General features: G+C 52.9%; 16 protein-coding genes and 1 tRNA gene. 6 read left to right on the plus strand and 11 right to left on the minus strand.

Features of this window, described 5'->3' with window-relative positions:
• The 3 genes from ACTU3N_RS07250 to actS form a co-directional block, all read right to left on the minus strand.
• Positions 1 to 543 (minus strand): hypothetical protein, encoded by a 543-nt coding sequence (locus tag ACTU3N_RS07250; RefSeq protein WP_443085465.1) that lies wholly within the window; start codon positions 541 to 543, stop codon positions 1 to 3.
• A gap of 550 nt (positions 544 to 1,093) precedes the next feature.
• Positions 1,094 to 1,167 (minus strand) — tRNA-Gly (locus tag ACTU3N_RS07255).
• A 92-nt stretch (positions 1,168 to 1,259) separates the two neighbouring features.
• Positions 1,260 to 1,994 carry an amidase activator ActS gene (actS, locus tag ACTU3N_RS07260; protein WP_443085466.1) on the minus strand — a complete coding sequence of 245 codons (735 nt, stop codon included), beginning with the start codon at positions 1,992 to 1,994 and terminating at the stop codon, positions 1,260 to 1,262.
• 301 nt (positions 1,995 to 2,295) lie between these two features.
• Between actS and idi the strand changes: the two genes are divergently transcribed.
• Positions 2,296 to 2,847 carry an isopentenyl-diphosphate Delta-isomerase gene (idi, locus tag ACTU3N_RS07265; protein ID WP_443085467.1) on the plus strand — a complete coding sequence of 184 codons (552 nt, stop codon included), beginning with the start codon at positions 2,296 to 2,298 and terminating at the stop codon, positions 2,845 to 2,847.
• A 49-nt stretch (positions 2,848 to 2,896) separates the two neighbouring features.
• Here idi and lysS read toward each other — a convergent pair whose 3' ends face one another.
• The 5 genes from lysS to xerD all read right to left on the minus strand — a co-directional run bounded on the left by lysS (position 2,897) and on the right by xerD (position 9,046).
• Entirely contained in the window at positions 2,897 to 4,414 is a 1,518-nt protein-coding gene (gene lysS, locus ACTU3N_RS07270; RefSeq protein ID WP_443085468.1) for a lysine--tRNA ligase, read from the minus strand.
• Between the two features lie 9 nt (positions 4,415 to 4,423).
• Positions 4,424 to 5,522, minus strand: a protein-coding gene (prfB, locus tag ACTU3N_RS07275) for a peptide chain release factor 2 (RefSeq protein ID WP_443085469.1) whose coding sequence is annotated in 2 segments (ribosomal slippage) — positions 4,424 to 5,446 and positions 5,448 to 5,522 — 1,098 coding nt in all. Because the reading frame shifts where the segments join, the coding sequence is not laid out codon by codon here.
• Between the two features lie 129 nt (positions 5,523 to 5,651).
• Positions 5,652 to 7,385, minus strand: coding sequence for a single-stranded-DNA-specific exonuclease RecJ (gene recJ, locus ACTU3N_RS07280; protein WP_443085470.1), 1,734 nt, complete (start codon positions 7,383 to 7,385; stop codon positions 5,652 to 5,654).
• A gap of 5 nt (positions 7,386 to 7,390) precedes the next feature.
• A complete protein-coding gene (dsbC, locus tag ACTU3N_RS07285; RefSeq protein ID WP_443085471.1) occupies positions 7,391 to 8,104 on the minus strand; it encodes a bifunctional protein-disulfide isomerase/oxidoreductase DsbC in 714 nt (237 codons plus the stop codon).
• Positions 8,105 to 8,128: 24 nt separating this feature from the next.
• A complete protein-coding gene (gene xerD, locus ACTU3N_RS07290; protein WP_443085472.1) occupies positions 8,129 to 9,046 on the minus strand; it encodes a site-specific tyrosine recombinase XerD in 918 nt (305 codons plus the stop codon).
• 80 nt (positions 9,047 to 9,126) lie between these two features.
• Between xerD and fldB the strand changes: the two genes are divergently transcribed.
• On the plus strand, positions 9,127 to 9,648 hold the full coding sequence (gene fldB, locus ACTU3N_RS07295) for a flavodoxin FldB (RefSeq protein ID WP_443085473.1): 522 nt from the start codon (positions 9,127 to 9,129) through the stop codon (positions 9,646 to 9,648).
• A gap of 16 nt (positions 9,649 to 9,664) precedes the next feature.
• Here fldB and ACTU3N_RS07300 read toward each other — a convergent pair whose 3' ends face one another.
• Together ACTU3N_RS07300 and sdhE are read right to left on the minus strand one after the other, a co-directional pair.
• A complete protein-coding gene (locus ACTU3N_RS07300; RefSeq protein WP_443085474.1) occupies positions 9,665 to 10,081 on the minus strand; it encodes a protein YgfX in 417 nt (138 codons plus the stop codon).
• Positions 10,062 to 10,328, minus strand: a complete 267-nt coding sequence (gene sdhE / locus ACTU3N_RS07305; protein WP_443085475.1) for an FAD assembly factor SdhE — start codon at positions 10,326 to 10,328, stop codon at positions 10,062 to 10,064. Before sdhE ends, ACTU3N_RS07300 begins: the two co-directional genes overlap by 20 nt.
• A 245-nt stretch (positions 10,329 to 10,573) precedes the next feature.
• Here sdhE and ygfZ point away from each other — a divergent pair, with 245 nt between their 5' ends.
• Positions 10,574 to 11,554, plus strand: coding sequence for a tRNA-modifying protein YgfZ (ygfZ, locus tag ACTU3N_RS07310; RefSeq protein ID WP_443085476.1), 981 nt, complete (start codon positions 10,574 to 10,576; stop codon positions 11,552 to 11,554).
• A 42-nt stretch (positions 11,555 to 11,596) separates the two neighbouring features.
• Here ygfZ and trhA read toward each other — a convergent pair whose 3' ends face one another.
• Positions 11,597 to 12,256, minus strand: coding sequence for a PAQR family membrane homeostasis protein TrhA (trhA, locus tag ACTU3N_RS07315; protein WP_443085477.1), 660 nt, complete (start codon positions 12,254 to 12,256; stop codon positions 11,597 to 11,599).
• Between the two features lie 327 nt (positions 12,257 to 12,583).
• Here trhA and ACTU3N_RS07320 point away from each other — a divergent pair, with 327 nt between their 5' ends.
• The 3 genes from ACTU3N_RS07320 to ACTU3N_RS07330 all read left to right on the plus strand — a co-directional run bounded on the left by ACTU3N_RS07320 (position 12,584) and on the right by ACTU3N_RS07330 (position 15,498).
• The gene (locus ACTU3N_RS07320) at positions 12,584 to 13,192 is read left to right on the plus strand and encodes an HD domain-containing protein (RefSeq protein ID WP_443085478.1); all 609 of its coding nucleotides are present in this window, start codon (positions 12,584 to 12,586) and stop codon (positions 13,190 to 13,192) included.
• Positions 13,180 to 13,947, plus strand: coding sequence for a MurR/RpiR family transcriptional regulator (locus tag ACTU3N_RS07325; protein ID WP_443085479.1), 768 nt, complete (start codon positions 13,180 to 13,182; stop codon positions 13,945 to 13,947). The genes ACTU3N_RS07320 and ACTU3N_RS07325 overlap by 13 nt, the downstream gene beginning before the upstream one ends.
• A gap of 117 nt (positions 13,948 to 14,064) precedes the next feature.
• A complete protein-coding gene (locus ACTU3N_RS07330; protein ID WP_443085480.1) occupies positions 14,065 to 15,498 on the plus strand; it encodes a 6-phospho-beta-glucosidase in 1,434 nt (477 codons plus the stop codon).
• The last annotated feature ends 122 nt before the right edge of the window (positions 15,499 to 15,620 follow it).

Consider the following 15,620-nt stretch of genomic DNA (forward strand, 5'->3'; position numbering starts at 1 on the left):
TTAACGCCCCTTCCCTGTTACGATTTTCCGGTAAAGCGAAGGGACATCCTGCAACAAATCTACGCCCCTGTACATCCCCATGCGCGCTGGTCTCTGATAGTAAGACCACTTACTTATCCCATAAACCAGCAGTAACCAGTAATCAGCTAAAATAGAGGCTTGCTGTTCAAGAGAGTAATCCGTGAGCTTTTCTTTATCCAGCCTGTAGGTATATTCAGCTGCCCAGCTAAAAGCTCCCCGCATTCTCACCCATTGCCCGTGTTGGTGTTGCCAGACATGCCCCAGCTCATGGATGAAAACATATTTATCTTCAACGAAAACCGAGTTTGCGGAAAAGTCTTCCCTGTACATCGACTTTCTGTACCACAACTCCCCGTTGGGGGTCATCGCGTAATTTTGTTTCTGTAGTCCAAATGGTAAATAGCTGTCGCAATGAATCCAGACACGGCTATAAACTATCGAATCACCGAAAACCCTACGAGCCATTGCAATCTCGCCTAACGTCATCCGGCGTAATGTTCCTTCCTCTGCCTGTGCGCTCATAAACTGTCCTCGTTGTATGATTTATATCAGGGTATCCAGGGAGCATAAAATGGGCAACTAACAGATTTTGGACAATAGAAGCCATAAAGCCCCGTTAGTGGTACAAGCAACAAGCGGAGCGTAGCGACTACATCAGATTGTCAGAGGGATCACATCTTATCAGCGTGCTCGTGTACCTTTCGGAGCGTGAGCGAGACGCTGGCAGAGTCTGCATATAGTATGCAGGTACGTAGCTACTATTGAGCGCAGCGATTACCACTATTTGCCTGTTTACGCAGCCACAAGGCCGCACATCGGGCTTAAATGCATATGATCAATCTGTCGATGACATAACAATGCCAGGCTGGGCTTTTTCTTCAAGTTTTATTATCGCGGTGTGAGGATGCAACTGCCGCCAACGCTGAGTTATACTGTCATCTCACCATGTAATTTAGCGTGACAGTTACCAAGGGCGGATCACAATGGTAGAACCCATAGGCGACTAAAATAGGTAGCTATTTAAATTGCTGATAGATAAGGCTTGTTATGCTTCTCCACAAGGGGAGAGATCTGGAGCGGGCGAAGGGAATCGAACCCTCGTATAGAGCTTGGGAAGCTCTCGTTCTACCATTGAACTACGCCCGCGTTGAGGTGCGTTACGCATTATAGGCTTTACTGACCGTCTGGCAAGACAACGAAGCGCTAACAGGCTACAAAATAACCTGTTAGCGACCCTTTTAACATTTCGGCGCGCTACCCTGCGGCGGTAAATAACGCAGCGGATCGATAGCGGTAGCACGATAACGTAACTGGAAGTGCAATCTGACAGACGCAGCATCGCTGCTGCCCATTGTCGCAATCTTTTGCCCCGCCTTCACGCTCTGCCCATTATTCACCAGCATCGTTTCGTTGTGCGCATAAGCCGTTATGTAATCTTCGTTATGCTTAATCATGATTAAATTACCATAACCGCGTAGCTGATTACCCACGTAAACAACCTTACCCGCGCCGGCTGCATAAATGGGTTGCCCACGCGAACCGGCAATATCGATACCCTTGTTTCCGCCTTCCGACGTGGAGTAGCCCAAAATGACTTTGCCGTTTGTCGGCCAGCGCCAGCAGCGTTGCCCAACCGGCGGCCAGGATGAGGTTGGCACGGCAGAAGACGGCGTGACTTTGGCCGTTCTGCTGGGTGTCTTAGACGCGGCTGTTTTCGCTGCACCTTTTACACGCAAGCGCTGCCCGACAGCAATTGTATAAGGAGGAGAAATACCATTCATACTGGCGAGGTTTTTCACGCTGGTTCCGGTCATACGCGAAATACGGTACAGAGTATCGCCCCGCTTCACCGTATAGACAGAACCCGTAAATTTACCCACAGGTTTACTTCCGGCGCATCCGGCAAGCAACAGGCCAATCGCCAGGCAAATAACCAGGCGAAACGGATTTCTCGTCAGGCGTCCTGCGTGCAAAACAACTCCTCGAATAAATAAATTAGCGTCATATGATAACAGCCATAGATGCGATGCCAACCCTTTCACAACGTTCATTGTTCGCTTTCTGACAGCATCTCCTCTTGATTACTGAAGTCTGCTTTACGGCCAGGGATATCAATCTGTTGAATAAAGCACCGTTTATGCATGTGATGCCTTTTTCCCTGCCTTGCCAGACTCATCATCGCAAAGTCATATATAATAGCGACGACCCGGTGCGCCAAAAAGGCCGGGCCTACGGCGCTTTATCTGCCGTAGAGTTGCAAATAGCGGAGTAACGATGGGCAAGCAAGAGCAGATTATTTTGGTCAACGAGCAGGGAGAGTTGATCGGTACTCAGGAAAAATACGCCGCACATACACCACACACACCGCTGCATCTGGCTTTTTCTTGCTGGATTTTCAATCAGCACGGTCAACTGCTTATGACGCGCCGCGCGCTCAGCAAAAAAGCCTGGCCCGGCGTCTGGACCAATTCAGTTTGTGGTCATCCTCAGCCTGGCGAAGCCACCGAAGAAGCAATCATCCGCCGCTGCTTTTTTGAAATAGGTGCCCGGATCAGTGCTATTACGCCTGTTCTTCCCGATTTTCGCTATCGCGCGACGGATGCCTCAGGCATCGTCGAAAATGAGATCTGCCCGGTTTATGCCGCGCGGGTTCACACAGAAATTCAGCCAAACCCTGACGAAGTCATGGAAACGCAATGGATAGAACTGGACGACCTGTTTCGCGCGCTTAGCGCCGCGCCCTGGGCTTTTAGCCCGTGGATAGTTGAAGAAGCCGCAGGCGCAAGTGAGCAGCTTCGGCAATTTGCCGCCCGCGCAAAGCAATAAAAAAGCCCCGCGCGTTTCTCAACACCGGGGCTATTTTACGTTTTGACGATTATTTCACCGGGCGCATCGCCGGGAACAGAATAACATCGCGGATGGTATGGCTGTTGGTAAACAGCATCACCATACGATCGATACCGATCCCAAGACCTGCCGTCGGCGGCAGACCGTGTTCCAGCGCGGTCACGTAATCTTCGTCGTAGAACATCGCTTCATCGTCGCCAGCATCTTTTGCCGCAACCTGGTCCGCAAAACGCTGCGCCTGATCTTCTGCGTCGTTCAGCTCGCTAAAACCGTTACCGATTTCACGCCCGCCGATAAAGAACTCAAAGCGATCGGTAATTTCCGGGTTGACGTCGTTACGGCGCGCCAGCGGCGAAACTTCTGCCGGATATTCCGTAATAAAGGTCGGCTGAATCAGGTGAGCCTCTGCCACTTCTTCGAAAATCTCGGTGACAATACGGCCCAGCCCCCAGCTTTTCTCAACATGGATACCAATCTGTTCAGCAATCGCTTTCGCGCTGTCGAAGCTGTCAAGATCCGCCATATTGGTTTCCGGGCGATATTTCTTAATCGCTTCGCGCATCGTCAGTTTTTCAAACGGTTTACCAAAATCAAACGTCTGATCGCCATACGGAACCTGAGTGGTGCCGAGGATATCCTGGGCAAGCGTGCGGAACAGCGATTCCGTCAGCTCAATCAGATCGTTGTAATCCGCGTACGCCATATAGAGTTCCATCATGGTGAACTCCGGGTTATGACGCACGGAAATACCTTCGTTACGGAAGTTGCGGTTAATTTCGAACACTCGTTCGAAACCACCCACCACCAGGCGCTTCAGATAAAGCTCCGGCGCGATGCGCAGGTACATATCCAGGTCCAGCGCGTTATGATGCGTGACAAACGGGCGCGCAGACGCACCGCCTGGGATAACCTGCATCATCGGCGTTTCCACTTCCATAAAGTCACGATTCACCATGAACTGGCGAATACCGGCCAGGATCTGTGAACGTACTTTGAAGGTGTTGCGGGACTCATCGTTAGAGATAAGATCCAGGTAACGCTGACGGTAGCGCGCTTCCTGATCCTGCAGGCCGTGGAACTTGTCCGGCAGCGGACGCAGCGCTTTGGTCAGTAAACGCAGCTCGGTACAGTGGATAGATAGCTCACCGGTCTTGGTTTTGAACAGCTTGCCGCGCGCGCCGAGAATATCGCCAAGATCCCACTTTTTGAACTGTTCGTTATAAACGCCTTCCGGCAGATCGTCACGAGAGACATACAGCTGGATACGGCCACCAACATCCTGCAGGGTAACGAAAGAGGCTTTACCCATGATACGACGCGTCATCATGCGGCCCGCGACGGCGACTTCTACGCCCAGCGCTTCCAGCTCTTCGTTCTCTTTAGCGTCGTACTGTGCGTGAAGTTTATCGGAGGTCTGATCACGACGAAAATCGTTCGGGAACGGAATGCCCTGTTCGCGCAGCTGTGCGAGCTTCTCACGACGAGTTTTCAGTTCATTATTAAGGGAAGCTTCCGCGTCAGCGCCCTGTGCTTGTTGTTCAGACATGTTGGTTCCTCATAACCCTGCTTTCAAGCTTGCTTCAATAAATTGATCCAGGCTGCCGTCCAGCACCGCCTGCGTGTTGCGGGTTTCAACCCCGGTGCGCAGATCTTTGATGCGGGAATCGTCCAGCACATAAGAACGGATCTGGCTACCCCAGCCAATATCGGACTTAGTGTCTTCCATTGCCTGTTTCTCAGCGTTTTTCTTCTGCATTTCCAGTTCATAAAGCTTCGCTTTCATCTGCTTCATGGCCTGGTCTTTGTTTTTATGCTGGGAGCGATCGTTCTGGCATTGCGTCACTAACCCGGTTGGAATATGGGTAATACGCACCGCTGATTCCGTACGGTTAACGTGCTGACCACCCGCGCCGGAAGCACGGTAAACATCGATACGCAGGTCCGCCGGATTGATTTCGATATCAATATCGTCGTCCACTTCCGGGTAAACAAACGCAGAGCTAAACGAAGTATGGCGGCGACCGCCGGAGTCAAACGGACTCTTACGCACCAGACGATGTACGCCGGTTTCCGTGCGCAGCCAGCCGTAAGCGTAATCGCCGGAAATTTTAATCGTTGCCGATTTCAGCCCCGCGACTTCACCTTCAGATTCTTCAATAACTTCTGTTTTGAAACCACGCGCTTCTGCCCAGCGCAGATACATACGCAGCAGCATGCTTGCCCAGTCCTGCGCTTCGGTGCCGCCGGAACCTGCCTGAATATCAAGATAGCAATCCGCGCTATCGTATTCACCGGAGAACATACGGCGGAATTCGAGCTGCGCGAGCTTCTCTTCGAGCGCATCGAGTTCAACGACGGCCTCGTTAAAGGTTTCTTCATCGTCAGCTTCAACGGCAAGATCCAGCAGGCCAGACACATCTTCAAGGCCCTGGCGCATCTGATCCAGCGTTTCAACGATAGCTTCGAGCGATGAGCGCTCTTTACCCAGCGCCTGTGCGCGCTCAGGTTCATTCCACACATCCGGCTGTTCCAGCTCGGCGTTTACTTCTTCCAGACGCTCTTTCTTGGCGTCATAGTCAAAGATACCCCCTAAGAACGTCTGAGCGCTCCGTGAGGTCCTGAATACGATTTTTTACCGGGTTAATTTCAAACATGGTCTGATTTCTTTTATTGAACGTGTCAAAAAGCGGTGATAAGGGCGAGATTGTACCGGAATCCCCCCCTCTTTTGTACCTGCGCGTTATCTTTCCGCCGACATCTTTACATCCTCCGAATGGAGAGGGCTAAAGCGGCCAGAGATTTTCGATAATGAGCTGCACGCTGCGATTGCCGCGATACTCGTTAACATCAAGTTTATAAGCAATATTGACCTGGCGAACGCCGTTATCCGGCCAGCAGGTCGTGTCCACATTAAACGCGATACCGTCGAGCAGCGGGCCGCCGCCGACCGGCTCCAGCATCACTTTCAGGTGCCGCTCGCCCACCAGCCGCTGCTGCAACAGGCGAAACTCGCCGTCAAACACCGGCTCCGGGAACATCTGCCCCCACGGCCCGGCCTCACGGAGCATCTCGGCGACGTCCAGCGTCATCTCCTGCGGCGCCAGCGGCCCGTCCGAGAGAATTTCACCCTGCAAAAGTGACGGGGCCAGCCACTCGGTTACCAGTTCGCCAAAGCGTAGCTGGAACTCCTCAAAGCGCGATGCTTCAAGCGTCAGCCCGGCCGCCATGGCATGACCGCCGAACTTCAGCATCAGGCCAGGGTTGAGCGTATCCAGCCGCTCCAGCGCATCGCGCATATGCAGGCCCTGTATTGAGCGGCCCGATCCTTTCAGTACTCCTTCACCCGCCGGAGCAAAAGCAATGACCGGGCGGTGAAAGCGCTCTTTGATGCGCGAAGCGAGGATACCGACCACGCCCTGGTGCCACTCGGGGTGATACATCGCCAGCCCGCCGGGTAGCGTTGCGCGGCTGCGTTCAAGCTGCTCGCATAAAGTCAGCGCCTCTGCCTGCATTCCCTGTTCTATCTCTTTACGCGTCTGGTTTAGCGCATCAAGATCGCTGGCAAGCTGGCGCGCCTCGCCGAGGTTATCGCACAGCAATAGCGCGACCCCCACCGACATGTCATCCAGCCGCCCCGCCGCATTCAAACGCGGCCCGAGCGCAAAACCCAGATCGCTTGCCGCCAGTTTGTGCGCGTCGCGATTGGCAACTTCCAGCAAAGCTTTAATGCCAGGACGGCAGCGCCCGGCTCGGATACGGCTAAGCCCTTGCCAGGTCAGGATGCGGTTGTTGGCATCCAGCGGCACAACGTCGGCGACCGTGCCAAGTGCGACCAGATCAAGCAGCTCCGCCAGATTAGGTAGCGCCTGCCCACGCGCCTCAAACCAGCCGTTGTCGCGCAAGAACGCGCGCAGCGCCAGCATCAAATAAAAGGCAACGCCAACACCAGCCAGCGATTTGGAAGGGAACGCGCAGCCACGCAGGTTAGGGTTAACAATGGCTTCGGCAGCCGGTAAGGTATCGCCGGGCAGGTGGTGATCGGTCACAATGACCGGTATGCCCAGTTCATGCGCCCTGTCGACACCCGCATGGGAAGAGATACCGTTATCGACCGTCAGGATCAGTTGTGCGCCGCGCGCATGCGCCTGATCGACCACTTCCGGGCTTAGCCCGTACCCATCGTCAAAGCGGTTCGGCACCAGATAGCTGACGTTTTCACAGCCCATGTCGCGCAGAGCCAGCACGCTAAGCGCCGTGCTGGTGGCGCCATCGGCATCGAAATCCCCGACAACGATGATGCGCAACCCCTCCCGCATCGCGTTATAGAGATGCGTAACTGCGTCATCGATACCGCTGAGTTTCTGCCACGGCAGCATGCCTTTTACGCTGCGCTCAAGTTCGCGGTCAGTACGCACACCGCGGCTGGCATATAACCGGCGCAACAGTGGCGGCAGCGAGTCCGGGAGTTCCGCCGAGTCATCAACGGCCCGGCGGCGAAGTTGTATCGGAGCTTTCACGCGAATTACTTACCGCCAGTGATTTTCTGATGTTGGTCGAGGAAAGCTTTCATCTCTGCCGGAGCCTGGTAGCCGGGCACAACATAACCGTTGCTCAGCACAATTGCAGGTGTACCGCTGACGCCAAACTGCACGCCCAGCGCATAGTGATTAGCAATATCAATGTCGCAACTGGCCGCTTTCACACCTTTACCGTTCATTGCATCATCGAAGGCTTTCTTCGGATCTTTGGCGCACCAGATGGACTGCATATCCTTCTCGGCTTCGCTCTGAATCCCCTGGCGCGGGAAAGCCAGATAGCGCACGGTTATCCCCAGCGCATTGTAATCGGCTATTTCGCTGTGCAGCTTCTGGCAATAACCACATGTGATATCCGTAAACACAGTTATCACATGTTTTTCCTGCGGCGCTTTGTAGACAATCATCTCTTTTTCCAGCGCTTTAAGGTGCGGCATTAACATCTGCGTTGTCACATTCACCGGCTGCGCGCCGCTGACATCATACATCGGCCCCTGGATGATATGTTTCCCGTCATCAGTGACATACAGCACGCCGCTGTTGGTCAACACCGCTTTCATCCCTGCAACCGGCGCCGGGATGATTTCGGAACTTTGTACACCCAGTTTTGCCAGCGACTGCTTAATCGCCGCGTCATCAGCCTGCGCTACGCCAGAAAAAGCAGCAGCCATCAGGGTGAACATAATCAAACTTTTTTTCATAATACGTCCTTCTATTGTCAGCACTCACGCACGCGGGTGATGCTCTTGATGTAGCTTACGCAGCCGCTCGGTCGCGACATGTGTATAAATTTGCGTTGTAGAAAGATCCTGGTGCCCCAGAAGCATCTGCACCACCCGCAAATCTGCGCCGTGGTTAAGCAGGTGCGTGGCAAATGCGTGCCGTAAAACGTGCGGCGAGAGTTTTTCACTATCAATACCCGCAAGCGTTGCATAATGCTTGATGCGATGCCAGAAAGTCTGGCGCGTCATCTGCTGCGCACGCTGGCTCGGGAAGAGAACGTCAATCGACACACCGTTTAGCAGCCACGGGCGGCCATGTTCCAGGTAGTTTTCCACCCAGTACACCGCTTCTTCTCCCAGCGGAACCAGCCGTTCTTTATTCCCTTTGCCAATCACCCGCAATACGCCCTGGCGCAAGCTGATGTCGCTCATGGTCAGACCGACCAGCTCAGAGACGCGCAGGCCGGTGGCGTACAGCACCTCCAGCATCGCTTTATCGCGTAACTCCAGCGGTTGGTCAACCACCGGCGCCTGCAACAAGCGCTCCACCTGCGCCTCGCTCAGATCTTTTGGCAGACGCTGGGGCAATTTTGGCGAAGCCAACAACGCGCTGGGATCATCCACGCGAATTTTTTCCCGGCACAGATACTGAAAAAAACGCCGCATGGCGCTGAGCAGGCGCGCTGAGCTGGTTGCTTTATAGCCGCCGCCAACGCGCTCGGCGAGCAGCGCCTGCAAATCGTCGCGCTGCGCATGTTCCAGGTTATTCCCGCGGTGATGCAGCCACTCCACCACGCTTTTCAGGTCGCGACGATAGGCGCTGAGCGTGTTTTCAGCCAGGTTGTTTTCCAGCCAGAGGGCGTCAAGAAACTGTTCTATTCGCCCGAGATCTTGTTCCATCTGCCCGTCTCCATCGCTCATGTCGCTGCATTATGCCTGATTGCCTGACGATTCTGGTACACTGGTTACAAAGACACATCAGTAATTGAGAAGTTCACGTTATGAATATCGGTCTGTTTTACGGTTCCAGCACGTGCTACACCGAAATGGCGGCGGAAAAAATCCGCGATATTATCGGGCCGGAACTGGTCACGCTGCACAACCTGAAAGACGATGCTCCCGCGCTAATGGAACAGTATGACGCGCTGATCCTCGGCATTCCGACCTGGGATTTTGGCGAGCTACAGGAAGACTGGGAAGCCATCTGGAACCAGCTTGACACGCTTAACCTCGACGGAAAAATCGTCGCGCTTTACGGTATGGGCGATCAGCTCGGTTACGGCGAATGGTTCCTCGATGCACTCGGTATGCTGCACGACAAACTGGCGCCAAAAGGCGTGAAGTTTGTCGGCTACTGGCCCACAGAAGGCTATGAGTTTACCAGCAAAAAACCGGTGATTGCCGACGGTCAGCTGTTTGTTGGCCTCGCGCTGGATGAAACCAACCAGTATGACCTCAGCGATGAGCGCATCGAGACTTGGTGCGAACTGGTGCTGACCGAAATGGCCGAACAGTTCGTTTAAGCCATCCTTTCACGACTCAGTGCAGGCCCTGCGCCGGTTTTTGTGAAATCATCCGGCGCAACTCCCGCCACTCCTGCGCGTCCATGCTGTCGGCAGCCAGCCACAAATGCAGGCGACGCCCATCATCATCACGGCGTAGACGCAGCATCATACCGCTGCGAAGCATCCAGGGCGTGCCGATAATCTGCCACTCCTCGCCTTGCCAGCGCAGGCGCGAATCGATTAACAGTTTTATTTCACCATGACAGGCGTTAATGCGCCGCTGGCTGCGTACGCAGTCAAATACCACCAGAGAGAGCAACAGCAGCCACAGCGGCGTATAGCTCAGCGGCCAGGGCATTAGCAGAATGAGCGCAGCCGCTAACCCATGAAGCATCAAAGAGAGCCATTGCGCGCGCCATGAGACGCGTAAATCAGATTGCCACAGGACCACGTTCCCGATTCCGTTTCTGGATTAACTGCACCATTCTTTGCAACTCCGCATCCTGCGGTTTGCCGTGATTCATCAGCCAGTTAAATAAGTCCGGATCGTCGCTTTCAAGCAGGCGGACAAACAGATGTTTGTCTTCGTCGCTCAGCGTGTCGTACTCATGTTCGAAAAAAGGCATGATAGAGATATCAAGTTCACGCATCCCACGGCGGCATGCCCAGTGGATACGGGCTTTGTTGTTAATATCCATTTTTTCTCCCTGCATTGGCATGATGGCCCATTGTAACGTGTTTTTAATATTTCTTTTGCGGAATATTTCATCCTACGGGTTCGCTTCCAGAATATATCGCATACTATGCAACATATACATTACGCTGCGTAGCACCTCGCAATGCTTGCACAATGGCACAAATCGCATGCTTTATCGCTTGCATTGAACAATGGCTCTTTTACCATTAAGTACCAACACAGCGTTAAGCAAATCAGGACATTATTATGGCTTTTACTCCATTTCCTCCGCGCCAGCCGACCGCATCTGCACGTCTGCCGCTGACGCTTATGACGCTCGATGACTGGGCGCTAGCAACGATTACCGGCGCAGACAGCGAAAAGTATCTGCAAGGCCAGGTGACTGCGGATATCGCGAACATGGCGGCAGACCAACATCTGCTGGCTGCGCACTGTGATTCTAAAGGTAAAATGTGGAGCAATTTACGTCTGTTCCATACGCAGGATGGTTTTGCATGGATTTTGCGCCGCAGCGTGCGTGATGCCGAGCTTAACGAGCTGAAAAAGTATGCGGTGTTTTCCAAAGTCACCATCTCCGCCGATGACGAAAGCGTCCTGCTGGGCATTGCCGGTTTTCAGGCACGCGCGGCGCTGGCGAATCTTTTCACTACGCTCCCCAACGCTGAAAAACAGGTGGTTCAGGATGCACAGACGACCCTTCTCTGGTTTGCGCAACCTGCCGAGCGTTTTTTACTGGTGACTGATGCCGCAACCGCAGAGAAAGTGACCGAAAAATTGCGCGGCGAAGCGCAGCTTAATAACAGCCAACAGTGGCTGGCGCTGAACATCGAAGCTGGCTTACCCGTTATCGATGCAGCGAACAGCGCACAGTTCATTCCTCAGGCCACCAATTTGCAGGCTCTCGGCGGCATCAGCTTTAAAAAAGGGTGCTATACCGGGCAGGAAATGGTTGCGCGCGCCAAATTCCGCGGAGCAAATAAACGTGCGTTGTGGTATCTCGCAGGCAACGCCAGCCGTGCGCCGCAGGCGGGTGAAGACCTGGAGATGCAGATGGGTGAAAACTGGCGTCGCACCGGCACCGTGCTGGCTGGCGTGCAGTTAGATGACGGGCGCGTTCTGGTACAGGTTGTGATGAACAACGATATGGAGCCTGCCAGCATTTTCCGCGTGCGCGACGATAGCGGTACCCTGCGTATCGAACCGCTGCCCTATTCTCTGGAAGAATAAAACCGATGCGGGCCGGGCAGGTTAGCGCCTCCCGGCTGCAGTTTAAATTTGCCCGACGTATAAATAAATCGCGAGGAAGTGGCAAACGCTGCCGCCAAGCACAAAGCCATGCCAGATGGCGTGATTATAAGGAATGCGTTTACTAACGTAGAAAATGACGCCGAGTGAATAGACCAGGCCACCGACGGCCAGCAGCGTTACGCCGCCGGGTGATAAACGTATGGCAAGCTGGTAAATCACAATGAGTGATAACCAGCCCATTGTCAGGTAGGTCACCAGCGACAACACTTTAAAGCGGTGGGCGATGGTGAGTTTAAATAAGATTCCCAACAGGGCGAGACCCCAGATAACAATCATCAGCCCGCGTGCCAAAGGTGAATCCAACCCTACCAGCAGAAACGGTGTATAAGTCCCGGCTATCAATAAATAGATAGCGCAGTGATCAAATTTCTTCAGCCACACCTTTGCCCGCTGGTGAGGGATAGCGTGATAAAGCGTGGAGGCAAGAAACAAAAGGATCATGCTGCCGCCGTAAAGGCTATAACTGGCGATCGCCATCGTACTGGCATTACTGTCTGTTGCCTGCACCAGTAGCAGTACAAGACCAACAATACCAAACACCAGCCCGACACCGTGGCTAATACTGTTGGCAATTTCCTCTGCCAATGTATATCCCTGTGCAATTAAGGGTTTATTAACCATCGTTAACTCCGGAAAACTCTGAATACATTACATAGACCAGCTTAACTGAGAATGATTCCAGTGCACACCTGTACGCTAAAATAAATATTATTCCTAAAATCCACCGTAAAAGGCGTGTAGAAAAATGGCGGGTCGCAGGCCAGGCATCAGCATGGAGAACCCCAAAAAGAGATAACGTAAAAGCGCGAAACCCACCCGGCTTCGGCAATGTGTGTACGGAGTGTTCGTCACGTGCCGCTTCGGCATACATACTAAAGGGCAATACAATTCACACCATGAATGTGTTTTAAATGCAATACGGCTAACCATCATTTCAGAGAGCGAGTAATGAATTCTGCGATTTCGCCCGCCGATTTTGGCAACATGACTGACATCGTCGTCTTCCTGATGGAGGTCGATAAGCTTAAAAACGTTGAGCGGCGCACGCGCCTGCTCAATCATGGAAGGCATGAAAACTCGGCCGAACATAGCTGGCATTTTGCCCTCGCCGCGCTGAGTCTTGCGCCCTTTGCCAGCGAGGAGGTAGATATTCACCGGGTGATTAAAATGGCGCTTCTGCATGATATCGTTGAAATCGACGTGGGTGATGTGCTGGTTTATGACCTGGCCGCGCGCGAAGCTATTGCGCTTAAAGAAGCACAAGCCGCGAAGCGTTTATTTGGCCTGCTGCCTGCGCCACAAAATGAGCAGTTCTTAACGCTGTGGCACGAGTACGAGGCCGGTATCACCGCCGATGCAAAATTTGCCGGGGCGCTGGATCGCGTACTGCCCATCCTGCTCAATTTACATAACGAGGGGCAGAGCTGGCGCGAGAACAATATCACCCTGCAACAAGTACTGAGCCGCAATGCAAAAGTCGGGGAAACGTTGCCAGAGTTGTGGCAGCATGTGGTTACGCAACTGCACGCCGCACACGAAAAAGGTTGGCTACGTTAACAGCAAGCAAAGGGATCGCCGTGACGATGTTTACTCATTCTGCCATTGCCAGCCTCAATAATCTTGAGATGATGGTCTACAACTTTGTGCTGAAAAACCGCGACAAAGTGACGTATATGACGATCCGCGAGCTGGCAGATGCGGCAGACGTCTCCACCACCACGGTACTGCGCTTTTGCCGTAAACTTAACTGCGAAGGTTACTCAGAGTTCCGGCTGCGTTTTAAATTATATTTAGGACAAAACGAGCCGCAGCAGCCTAATTTCGGTGCGGGTGAAATAATCAGCTTTTTTAAAGGCGTTAATAACGACGAATTTGATCAGTTATTAGATAAGGCTGTTGATATTATATTAGCATCCGAGCGCATTATATTTGTCGGCGCAGGAACATCCGGGGCGTTAGCAAAATATGGCGCGCGTTTTTTCTCAAATGTCGGGAAATTCAGTAACCATATCGACGACCCTTATTTCCCGGTCACCAATGATATGGCAAAAAATGCTCTGGCGATTGTGCTCTCCGTTTCCGGCGAGACGGAAGAAATCCTGCGCTTTGCCGGTCAGTTCAGCCTGCATCGCTGCAAAGTGCTCTCCATCACCAGCCATGAGCACTCAAGGCTTGCAAAGCTGGCGGATTTTAATATTTCCTGGCACGCGCCACAAATGCGTATTAGCGGCGGCTATGATATTACAACTCAGGTTCCCGTTATTTATATTCTGGAATCACTCGGACGTAAACTGGCGAATAAAATAGCATAAAAAAACAATGTGTTTTTTGCGTGTAACAAATTACCTTGCCGGGAATTTGTTATATCGTGACTTTTATTTCGCCTTTGTTAGACTCATTATCAGCTAACAGGATGAGAGTATATACAGATGAAAAAACTGACCTTACCGAAAGATTTCTTATGGGGCGGCGCTGTTGCTGCCCATCAGGTGGAAGGCGGCTGGAATAAAGGCGGGAAAGGCCCGAGCATTTGCGACGTGCTCACCGGCGGCGCTCACGGCGTTCCTCGCGAAATTACCCGTGAAGTCGAACCGGGCAAATACTACCCGAACCACGAAGCCGTCGATTTTTACAGCCACTATAAAGAAGACATCAAGCTTTTTGCCGAGATGGGTTTCAAATGCTTCCGCACTTCCATTGCCTGGACCCGCATCTTCCCGAAAGGCGACGAACGCCAGCCTAACGAAGAAGGGCTGAAATTTTACGACGATATGTTCGATGAACTGCTGAAATATAACATCGAACCCGTCATCACCCTCTCCCACTTTGAAATGCCGCTGCATCTGGTGCAGCAATATGGCGGCTGGACAAACCGTAAAGTGGTTGATTTCTTTGTACGTTTCGCAGAAGTCGTGTTCGAACGCTATAAAAACAAGGTCAAATACTGGATGACCTTCAACGAAATCAACAACCAGCGCAACTGGCGTGCGCCGCTGTTCGGCTACTGCTGCTCCGGCGTGGTTTACACCGAGCATGAAAATCCTGAAGAGACTATGTATCAGGTGCTGCACCACCAGTTTGTCGCCAGCGCCCGCGCGGTAAAAATCGGGCACCGCATTAATCCGTCAATGAAGATCGGCTGCATGCTTGCCATGGTGCCGCTGTATCCTTTCTCCTGTAAGCCGGAAGACGTTATGTACGCACAGGAATCTATGCGTGAGCGCTATGTTTTCACCGATGTTCAGTTACGCGGTTACTACCCCTCTTATGTGCTCAATGAATGGGAACGTCGCGGCTTTAACATCAGGATGGAAGAAGGCGACGAGCAAATTCTGCGTGAAGGGTGCTGCGACTACCTCGGCTTCAGTTATTACATGACCAACGCCGTCAAAGCGGAAGGCGGAGCGGGTGATGCGTTATCCGGCTTCCAGGGCAGCGTCCCAAATCCGCACGTTAAAGCCTCCGACTGGGGCTGGCAAATCGACCCGGTTGGCCTGCGTTATGCGCTGTGCGAGCTGTACGAGCGTTATCAGAAGCCGCTGTTTATCGTGGAAAACGGCTTTGGCGCTTACGATAAAGTCGAAGAAGATGGCAGCATTAATGACGACTATCGTATCGACTACCTGCGCGCTCACGTCAAAGAGATGATTGAAGCCGTCACCTATGATGGCGTGGATCTGATGGGCTATACCCCGTGGGGCTGCATCGACTGCGTCTCTTTCACGACCGGCCAGTACAGCAAGCGTTACGGCTTTATTTACGTTAACAAGCACGACGATGGCACCGGCGATATGTCACGCTCACGTAAGAAGAGTTTCAACTGGTACAAAGAGGTGATTGCCAGCAACGGCGAGAACATCTGAACCATTCCCCGCTAGCCAGCGCCTGGGTCTGGCGGGGCACTGTTTTAATGATGCCGCACGGCCTCTGTGGGTGGGAAATACCGGTCAAATCCGCCGTCCCTTTTCCCGCCGCACCATGCAGA

The organism is Vagococcus sp. WN89Y (genome assembly GCF_052220145.1).
Lineage (GTDB): Bacteria > Pseudomonadota > Gammaproteobacteria > Enterobacterales > Enterobacteriaceae > Kosakonia.